This window comes from Streptomyces sp. NPDC001222 (genome assembly GCF_042896945.1).
Taxonomy (GTDB): domain Bacteria; phylum Actinomycetota; class Actinomycetes; order Streptomycetales; family Streptomycetaceae; genus Streptomyces; species Streptomyces gibsoniae.
This window is the reverse complement of sequence record NZ_JBIAXT010000042.1, coordinates 23,553-32,516: the sequence shown is the minus strand read 5'-3', so window position 1 is coordinate 32,516 and position 8,964 is coordinate 23,553. Positions and strand designations below refer to the sequence as shown.

General features: G+C 69.8%; 7 protein-coding genes. All 7 read left to right on the top strand.

Translation table 11 applies throughout. The annotated features are described in order from the left end of the window. Positions 1-586, top strand: a 586-nt coding sequence (locus ACFY2Z_RS36410; RefSeq protein ID WP_390748276.1) for a chitobiase/beta-hexosaminidase C-terminal domain-containing protein, incomplete at its 5' end; no start/stop codon positions are given. 388 nt (positions 587-974) lie between these two features. Continuing rightward, positions 975-2,156: an ROK family protein gene (locus ACFY2Z_RS36405; RefSeq protein ID WP_390748275.1), complete on the top strand. Its 1,182-nt coding sequence runs from the start codon at positions 975-977 to the stop codon at positions 2,154-2,156. Positions 2,157-2,248: 92 nt separating this feature from the next. Beyond that, complete coding sequence (locus ACFY2Z_RS36400; protein WP_390748274.1) at positions 2,249-3,505, top strand: Gfo/Idh/MocA family protein; 1,257 nt, start codon at positions 2,249-2,251, stop codon at positions 3,503-3,505. Between the two features lie 832 nt (positions 3,506-4,337). After that, positions 4,338-5,849, top strand: coding sequence for a sugar ABC transporter ATP-binding protein (locus ACFY2Z_RS36395; protein WP_390748273.1), 1,512 nt, complete (start codon positions 4,338-4,340; stop codon positions 5,847-5,849). After that, positions 5,846-6,907 (top strand): ABC transporter permease, encoded by a 1,062-nt coding sequence (locus tag ACFY2Z_RS36390; RefSeq protein WP_390748272.1) that lies wholly within the window; start codon positions 5,846-5,848, stop codon positions 6,905-6,907. The genes ACFY2Z_RS36395 and ACFY2Z_RS36390 overlap by 4 nt, the downstream gene beginning before the upstream one ends. 132 nt (positions 6,908-7,039) lie before the next feature. Continuing rightward, entirely contained in the window at positions 7,040-8,104 is a 1,065-nt protein-coding gene (locus ACFY2Z_RS36385; protein WP_390748271.1) for a substrate-binding domain-containing protein, read from the top strand. Positions 8,105-8,148: 44 nt separating this feature from the next. Then, on the top strand, positions 8,149-8,949 hold the full coding sequence (locus tag ACFY2Z_RS36380; RefSeq protein WP_390748270.1) for a ThuA domain-containing protein: 801 nt from the start codon (positions 8,149-8,151) through the stop codon (positions 8,947-8,949). Positions 8,950-8,964: the final 15 nt, after the last annotated feature.

Sequence of the window (8,964 nt, the reverse complement as noted above, 5' to 3'; positions counted from 1 at the left end):
CACGGTGGTGGCCGCTCCGCCGCAGGACACCACTCCGCCGGAGGTGTCGGCCTCCGTGTCGGGGACGAGGGACGCCTCCGGTAACTACGTGGGCGGTGCGACGGTGACGGTGACGGCGTCGGACTCGGGGTCGGGCGTGGCCGCGACCGAGTACTCCCTGGACGGCGGCCCCTACCTGCCGTACTCCGCGCCGGTGGCGGTGAACCGGACAGGGGGCCACACCTTCCTGTACCGGGCCACCGACAAGGCCGGCAACACATCCGCGGCCAAGTCGCTGACCCTGACCGTCGTCGGCAGCAAGCCGCCCAGCAACTGCCCTGAGGCGGACGACCGTTCAACGGTGTTCGTCGGCGCGATCAACACGGGCATCCCCAACCGCGTCACGACGAACGGCTGCACGATCAACGAGCTGATCGAGGACCACGGGGCCTGGACCAGCCACGGCGCGTTCGTCTCGTCCGTCGAGAAGACCGTGGCGGACCTCCGGCGCGAGGGCGTCGTCGACCAGCGGGAGGCGGGCGACATCAAGAAGGCCGCCGGCCGTTCCGACGTCGGCATGCCGCACACCGCCCATACGGAGTGGTGAGGTGACGGCGGGGGGCAGCCGGCCCCTCACCTCGTACGAGAGGGCTCGGCGGGCCTGAACGAGCGCCCGTCGAGGCGACTCGGACGGCTCGACCGCCAGGTCCGATGGAGTGGAGCCGGCCGGCTCCACTCCATCGGACCTGCCCGCTGTCGGGGCCCGTCAGGACCTGTTCGGCGGGCCCACGCCGCAGGCGCGGACCCGGGAACCCACCTTCACGAGGGTGACTTCAAACCACCTTTGTCCATTGCGAGATGAAAGTTCATCGGACTGCTGCACAAGTTCTTTCGTGTACGGCACCACGGTGCTACGGTCCTTTTGAAAGTTGCGCCACCCAAGTGCTGGGTGCGTGTACGACTTCGTCGACGACGGGAGGGGCGGCGTGCGGCGTATGACGGCTCGACCGGCCAATGTCCACCAGGCCACGCTGCTCCGCCTGTTGCGCGACCTCGGTCCGCAGTCCCGGGTCGCTCTGGGCGACCGTGTCGAGCTGTCGCGTTCGAAGCTCGCGGTCGAGATCGACCGGCTGCTGGAGACGGGCCTCGTGGTCCAGGACGGTCTCGCCGCCTCCCGCGGCGGCCGCCGCTCGCACAACGTCCGGATCGCTCCCTCGCTGCGATTCCTCGGCGTGGACATCGGTGCCACGTCCGTGGACGCCGCGGTCACCAACGCGGAGCTGGAGGTGCTCGGCCACCTCTCCGAGCCGCTGGACGTGCGTGAGGGCCCGGTGGCCGTGTTCGAGCGAGTGCTCGCCCTGGCCGCCAAGCTGCGCGAGGCCGGCCTGGCGGAGCACTTCGACGGCGCCGGGATCGGCGTCCCGGGGCCCGTCCGGTTCCCCGAGGGCGTCCCCGTCGCACCGCCGATCATGCCCGGCTGGGACGGCTTCCCCGTTCGCGAGGCGTTGAGCCAGGAACTCGGCTGCCCCGTCCTCGTCGACAACGACGTGAACCTGATGGCCCTCGGCGAGCAACAGGCCGGTGTCGCCCGGTCCGTGCGCGACTTCCTGTGGGTCAAGGTGGGCACCGGCATCGGCTGCGGCATCGTGGTCGGCGGCGAGGTCCACCGGGGTGTCACCGGCAGTGCCGGCGACATCGGCCACATCCAGGTGGATCCGGACGGGCCGCCGTGCGCCTGCGGCAACACCGGTTGCCTGGAGGCCCACTTCGGCGGCAATGCCCTGGTCCGCGACGCGACCAGGCTCGCCGAGACGGGCCGCTCGGCGGAACTTGCCGCGCGGCTCGAGGCGGCAGGGCGACTGACCCCGGAGGACGTCTCGGCGGCCGCCGGCGCCGGTGACGCCGCGGCCCTCGAACTGATCCGCCTGGGCGGAAGCCGCACCGGTCAGGTCATCGCCGGCCTGGTCAGCTTCTTCAACCCCGGCCTCGTGGTCATCGGGGGAGGGCTCACCGGCCTTGGCCACACCCTCCTGGCCAGCATCCGTACCCAGGTCTACCGGCAGTCCCTGCCGTTGGCGACCGGCAACCTGCCGATCGTCCTCGGCGAGCTCGGCCAGGTCGCCGGTGTCATCGGCGCCACCCGGCTGATCAGCGACCACATCTTCTCACCGGCCTGACGCGCCCTCGCGCGGCCGGAATCCGTTCCCCGTGAACGGACGTGACCTCTCGCGTCCGTCGCCCGCGCCACATGCATCCTTCAGGAGCGCCTATGGACAGTCAGCACCGCTCGCCCACCATCGGGGTGGGCATGGTCGGATACGCCTTCATGGGCCGCGCGCACTCGCATGCCTGGCGTACCGTCGCCTGTGCCTTCGATCTGCCCATACGCCCGGTCATGGCGGCCCTCGCCGGACGCGAGCGAGCGGCCCTCGAAGAGGCTGCCCGGCGTCAGCTCTGGGCTGCCACCGACACCGACTGGCGGGCCCTGATCGCCCGCCCCGACGTTCAGCTTGTGGACATCTGCACCCCGGGGTCCAACCACGCCGAGATCGCGATCGCGGCGCTGGCGGCCGGCAAGCACGTGTTGTGCGAGAAGCCGCTCGCCAACACCGTCGAGGAGGCGGAGGCGATGGCCGCCGCCGCGGCCGCGGCCTCGCGTCGCGGCGTGCGCTCCATGGTGGGCTTCAGCTACCGGCGCACACCGGCGCTGGCCCTCGCCCGCAGCCTGATCGCCGACGGCCGCCTCGGCAGCCTGCGGCACGTACGCGCGCAGTACCTCCAGGACTGGATCGTGGATCCGGAGTTCCCCCTGGTGTGGCGGCTGCAGCGCGAGCACGCGGGTTCCGGCGCGCTGGGCGACCTCGGCGCCCACATCGTCGACCTGGCCCAGTACCTGGTCGGTGAGCCGCTGACGGGAGTCTCCGCGCTGACCGAGACGTTCGTCCGTGAACGTCCGCTCCCCGCGGCGTCCTCGGGGCTCGCGGCCGTCGTCGACGGAACGGCGCCACGCGGACCCGTCACGGTGGACGACGCCGCGCTGTTCACCGGCCGGTTCCCAAGCGGTGCCGTCGCATCCTTCGAGGCCACGCGGGTCGCCGCCGGCCGGAAGAACGCCCTGCGCATCGAGATCAACGGCGATCGCGGCAGCATCGCCTTCGATCTGGAGCGCCTCAACGAACTTGATTTCCACGACCACACGGAGGCGTCCGCGACGGCGGGCTTCAGACGGATCCTGGTCACCGAACCCGACCATCCCTATCTGGACGGATGGTGGCCGCCGGGCCACGGACTCGGCTACGACCACACGTTCGTCCACCAGGTGCGCGACCTGATGCTGGCCATCGACGAGGGTCGGGACCCCGAACCGTCCTTCGCCGACGGGCTGCAGGTGCAGCGGGTGCTGGCCGCCGTGGAGCACAGCGCGGCACAAGGCAGCGTATGGACGTCCGTAGCGCACGAGAAGGCCTCACAGGAGGACTCGCCGCCACCGTCCGGAAGCGTCGACGCCGTCGCGGTCGCGCCCTGAGGGAACCAGGCGTCGTCGGTCGGTTCGGTGATCTGGCCGACGCCATACGTTCCACCCGGCCGGCCGTCCGCGACCGACGTACACGTTCCGTTCACGCACAGGAGGATTTCAAGGAAAATCCGTAAGGGAATTCGCTCGGTCGAACAACTTCCATTCCCGGTCGGGAGACCGGATGTCACTCACCGGTGGCAACCGCCGTGCAGACGCTGGCAAATCCGGAGCGCGTCCGACGACGCGCCCCGGAAATACCCGCCTGCCACGGTGCGGGTCTCGCGCGCCATTCGCGTGAGGGGTTCGGTAATCCGCCCACTATGAGGTGAACCGGAGCTGACCGCATGCGAGTTCGCGAGGTGAGCGGCGGGCGGGCGGCCGCCCGGCAGCCCGCAGTACCGGCGTACAGCACGAAGTCCCGGGCATTCCACGTGTGCCGCGACGCTGAATGCCCAGAAGTGTTACACCTGTTGCCGCTTCCGGCCACGATGGGTTCTGAAGGTTCGCGAACCCTTTTCAAACAACGTTGTGAGAACTACCTTCCTCTCAGCTCGCAACGCGACCAGGGAGCGGCCTGATCCGGGAAACCCGGACGGACGCACGGGCCCATCGGAGAACAGCCGACCGGAACCACCGAATCCCACCCACGAGGAAACCGCCGAGAATCCACGACCGGCCCCGGCCGGAGCGGGACCACCGCCCTTCACGACACGTCCGACCCCTCGGAAGCCTCCTCGTCGAGGCCACCCATGAGGGGCCGACCGCTCCATGAGATCGACAAGTCGACGAACCGTCATATGCCCCTCGGAGGGCAGGCGGAGACCGCATCAGAGGGAGACCCATGAGTGCCCCGCTGCTCGAGATGCAAGGCGTCGTCAAGGAGTTCCCCGGCGTCCGGGCCCTCGACGGCGTCGACCTCGACGTGGTCGCCGGAGAAGTGCACTGTCTGCTGGGCCAGAACGGCGCCGGCAAGTCCACGCTCATCAAGGTCCTCGCCGGGGCTCACCAGCCCGACGAGGGACACATCGTCTGGGAGGGCGAACCGGTGACGCTCCCGACCCCGACGGCCGCGATGCGCCACGGGATCGCCACCATCTACCAGGAACTCGACCTGGCCGACGGCCTGACGGTGGCGGAGAACATCTACCTGGGTCACGAGCAGTCCCGGCTGGGCTTCGCCCAGCGCTCGCGGATGCACGACGCCGCGCGACAACTCCTGCGCAGGCTCGGGCACCCGGAGATCCCGGTCACCCGCGAGGTGGGCGAGCTGTCCTCGGCCGGCAAGCAGCTCGTGTCCATGGCACGCGCCCTTTCGCACGACACACGGCTCATCATCATGGACGAGCCCTCCGCCGTCCTCGCCCACGACGAGGTGGACAACCTCTTCCGCATCATCGGCGACCTCACCGCCGCCGGCGTGGCCGTCGTCTACATCTCGCACCGCATGGAGGAGATCCGCCGGATCGGGGACCGTGTCACGGTCCTCAAGGACGGCCGCACGGTCGCCCGCGGGCTGGCCGCGCGCACCACCCCCACCTCCGAGCTGGTCTCGCTGATGACCGGCCGCACGGTCGAGTACGTCTTCCCGCCGAGGCCGCAGACTCCCGACCCGAAGGAGCGCCCGACGCTCCTGGAGGTCGAAGGCATCAGCCGCCCGGGGGAGTTCGAGGACGTGTCCTTCACCGTCCGGGCCGGCGAGATCGTCGGTCTGGCGGGCCTGGTCGGCTCCGGCCGCTCGGAGATCCTCGAAACGGTCTACGGAGCCCGGCGTCCGGCCTCCGGGCGGATCAGCGTGGCCGGAACCGCGCTCCGGCCCGGCAGCATCACCGCCGCGGTCCGGGCGGGCATCGGACTCGCCCCGGAGGAGCGCAAGAGTCAGGCGCTGTTCATGCACTCCTCCATCGCCCACAACGTGTCCATGTCCTCGCTGCGGCGGTTCGCCCGGGCCGGGTTCCTCGACTCACGCTCCGAGCTGGCCGCCACGACGGAAGCGGTGCGCAGCCTCGACCTGCGGCCCCCCGACCCGACCCGACCGGTGCGCACGCTGTCCGGTGGCAACCAGCAGAAGGCCGTCGTCGCCCGCTGGTTGCTCAAGGACTGCCGGCTCCTGCTGCTGGACGAGCCCACCCGCGGTGTCGACGTCGGGGCGCGGGCGGAGCTCTACCTGCTCATCCGGCGGCTCGCCGACGCGGGAGTCGGTGTGCTCCTCGTCTCCAGCGAGGTGCCCGAGGTCCTCGGCCTCGCCGACCGCGTCCTCGTCATGCGCGAAGGGCGAGTGGTCCGCGAGGCCGACGCCCTGGACCTCGACGAATCGAAAGTGCTCGACCTCGTCATGGAAGGGAGCTCCGCGTGAGCCAGCAGACCAGTCCCCCCGGCGGGAGCGGTCCGCTGCCCGCCACCGGCCAGGGATCACCGTCCGGATCCGTCCGGCAGACCGGCTCGTCCCCGGGCAAGGGCAGCAGACCGGCCTTCCTCGGGCACATGGGCAGGGTCCGCAACCTCGGCCTGTTCGTCGTCCTCGTGCTGCTGTGCGTCATCGGTGCGCTGAGCTCGGGCAACTTCGCGACCAGGCAGAACGCCCTGGTCATCCTGAGCAGCGCGGCCGTCATCGGGGTCATCACGATCGGCCAGACCTTCGTCATCATCGGCGGTGGCATCGACCTGTCCGTCGGCGCGATCGTGGCGCTCGCGTCCGTGTGGTGCACCACCGTGGCCACCCAGTCCTACGGACTCGGCGGCATGGTCTTCTGCGCCCTCGCCGTGGGCGCGATCGTCGGCCTCGTCAACGGCCTGATCATCGCCTACGGCAGCATCGTCGCGTTCATCACCACGATCGCCATGATGGCGAGCGCCCGCGGACTCGCCGAGCGGATCTCCGACCGGCAGTCGCAGGTGGTCACGGTCGAGTCGTTCAACTCCGTCGCCTCCACCAAATGGCTCGGCATCCCGCTGCTGGTCTACATCCTGGCGGTGGCCGTGATCCTCGGCTGGGTGCTGCTGAACCGCACCACCTTCGGCCGCCGGACGTTCGCCATCGGCGGCAACCAGGAGGCCGCGCGCCTCGCCGGCCTCGACGTGCGCCGTCACACCGTGGTGCTGTACGTCCTGTCGGGCCTGTGCTGCGGCATCGCCGCGGTCATGCTGACCGCGCGGACCACCTCCGGCGCCAGCAACCTCGGCGACCTGTACGAACTGGACTCGATCGCCGCGGTGATCATCGGCGGGACCCTGCTGACCGGGGGCCGCGGTTCGCTCGTCGGCTCGATCCTGGGCGTCCTCGTGTTCACCACGATCACCAACATCTTCGTGCTGAACAACCTCACGACCGACATCCAGCAGATCGCCAAGGGCCTGATCATCATCGCCGCCGTGCTGATCCAGCGGCGCGGACGCAGAACCGTCACCCCGTAGCAGCGGCGCGGACGGCGGCCCAGTCCCCGCTGCCGCCGACCGCGCCGCCCCCGGCCCAGCCGCGCGGCTCGTCCGCATCGACCACGGCAGGCACACCCCAGGCAGGACCCCGTGACTGGAAGGACTAGCGAGATGGACAAGCGCGGACTCGGCGGACTGGACCGCAGAAGGCTTCTCTTCAGCGGCGCGGTGCTCGGCGGCGGAGCCCTGGTCGCCGGCTGCACCAGCAACAAGAACGATGCGTCCACCGACGACGTCAAGGCGGCGAGCAAGGCCGGCACCGACAACGACAAGCCGGGCAAGCAGGTGTCGATCGGGTTCTCGGCCCCGGCCGCCGACCACGGCTGGATGGCGGCCATCACCAAGAACGCCATGGCGCAGGCGCAGCAGTACTCCGATGTGCACTTCGAGGCAGTCGAGGGCACCAACGACGTCAACGCGCAGATCAGCCAGGTCCAGACGCTGATCGGCAAGAAGGTGGACGTCCTGGTGATCCTGCCGTTCGACGGCAAGGCACTGACTTCCGTGGCCCAGCAGGCGATGGACGCGGGCATCCCCGTCATCAACGTCGACCGCGTCTTCGACACACCCCTCGCGTACCGGACATGGATCGGGGGCGACAACTTCGGCATGGGCCTCAACGCCGGTCTCTACATCGGCAGGACCCTCAAGGCCAAGGGCGTCTCCGCGCCCGTGATCGGCGAGATCGCCGGAATCGACAACCTCGAACTCACCCAGCAGCGCAGCGCCGGGTTCAAGAAGGGCCTGGCCAAGTACGGCTTCCGCGTGGGGATCCGGCAGGCCGCCAACTTCACCGCGGACTCCGGTCAGCAGGTGATGAGCAACGTGCTGCAGGCACGCTCGCACCTCGACGCGGTGTGGAACCACGACGACGACCAGGGCATCGGAGTCGAGGCGGCCATCAAGCAGGCGGGCCGCGACGACTTCTTCATGGTCGGCGGCGCCGGCTCCAAGCACGCCATGACGGAGATCAAGGCCGACAACTCCGTGCTCAAGGCCACGGTCGTCTACCCGTCGAACATGTCCGCCTCCGCGATCAAGATCGCCCGGCTCGTCGCCCAGCACAAGGGCATGAACGACCTCGTCGGCCAGGACCTGCCGTCCTCGCTGACCCTGTTCTCCGCCACCGTGACGAAGGCGAACGTCGACCAGTACCTGCCCGGCGCCTTCAGCTGACCCAGCACCCACTGTCCCTGGAACCAGGTCACGAAAGGTTGACGATGTCCCGCAGAGTTGTCCTCGCGCTCCTGTCCGCAGCCGCTCTGGCCCTGCCGCTCGCGGCCACGGGCGCCACCACCGCACACGCGGCAGACCCCGCCTTCCGAGTGCTGGTGTTCTCCAAGACCACCGGCTTCCGGCACGACTCCATCCCCGACGGCGTCGCAGCGATCCAGAAGCTCGGCCAGGAGCACGGCTTCGCGGTCGACGCCACCGAGGACGCCACCCGGTTCAACGACGCCGACCTGGCGAAGTACCAGACGGTCGTCTTCGTCTCCACCACGGGCGACCCGCTGGACCAGCAGTCCGAGAAGGACGCCTTCCAGCGCTACATCGAGCACGGCGGCGGCTACGTCGGCATCCACGCCGCCGCCGACTCCGGCTACACCTGGGCCTGGTACGGCGGCCTGGTCGGCGCGTACTTCAGGGACCACCCGTCGATCCAGAAGGCGACCGTGAACGTGGTGGGCCAGGGCACGGCCGCCACCAAGGGCCTGCCCAACCGATGGACCCGTACCGACGAGTGGTACAACTACCGCTCCAACCCCCGCTCCGACGTCCGTGTCCTGGCCACGTTGGACGAGAGCACGTACAACCCGGTCGGCTACAACGGCGGCTCGATGGGCGCGGACCACCCCATCGCGTGGTGCCACCCGTACGACCGCGGCCGGTCCTTCTACACCGGCATGGGCCACACGAAGGAGAGCTACTCCGACCCGCTGTTCCTGTCGCACGTCCTCGGCGGCATCCGGATGACGGCCGGTACGGCGAAGTTCAACTGCGATCCGGAAAGCACCGACTGACCGGTGCTGACGTGC

Bases quoted from the DNA above. Each gene is read 5' to 3' on its own strand.
- ACFY2Z_RS36405 (WP_390748275.1), top strand. From the start codon at position 975: ATGACGGCTCGACCGGCCAATGTCCACCAGGCCACGCTGCTCCGCCTG.
- ACFY2Z_RS36400 (WP_390748274.1), top strand. From the start codon at position 2,249: ATGGACAGTCAGCACCGCTCGCCCACCATCGGGGTGGGCATGGTCGGA.
- ACFY2Z_RS36395 (WP_390748273.1), top strand. From the start codon at position 4,338: ATGAGTGCCCCGCTGCTCGAGATGCAAGGCGTCGTCAAGGAGTTCCCC.
- ACFY2Z_RS36385 (WP_390748271.1), top strand. From the start codon at position 7,040: ATGGACAAGCGCGGACTCGGCGGACTGGACCGCAGAAGGCTTCTCTTC.
- ACFY2Z_RS36380 (WP_390748270.1), top strand. From the start codon at position 8,149: ATGTCCCGCAGAGTTGTCCTCGCGCTCCTGTCCGCAGCCGCTCTGGCC.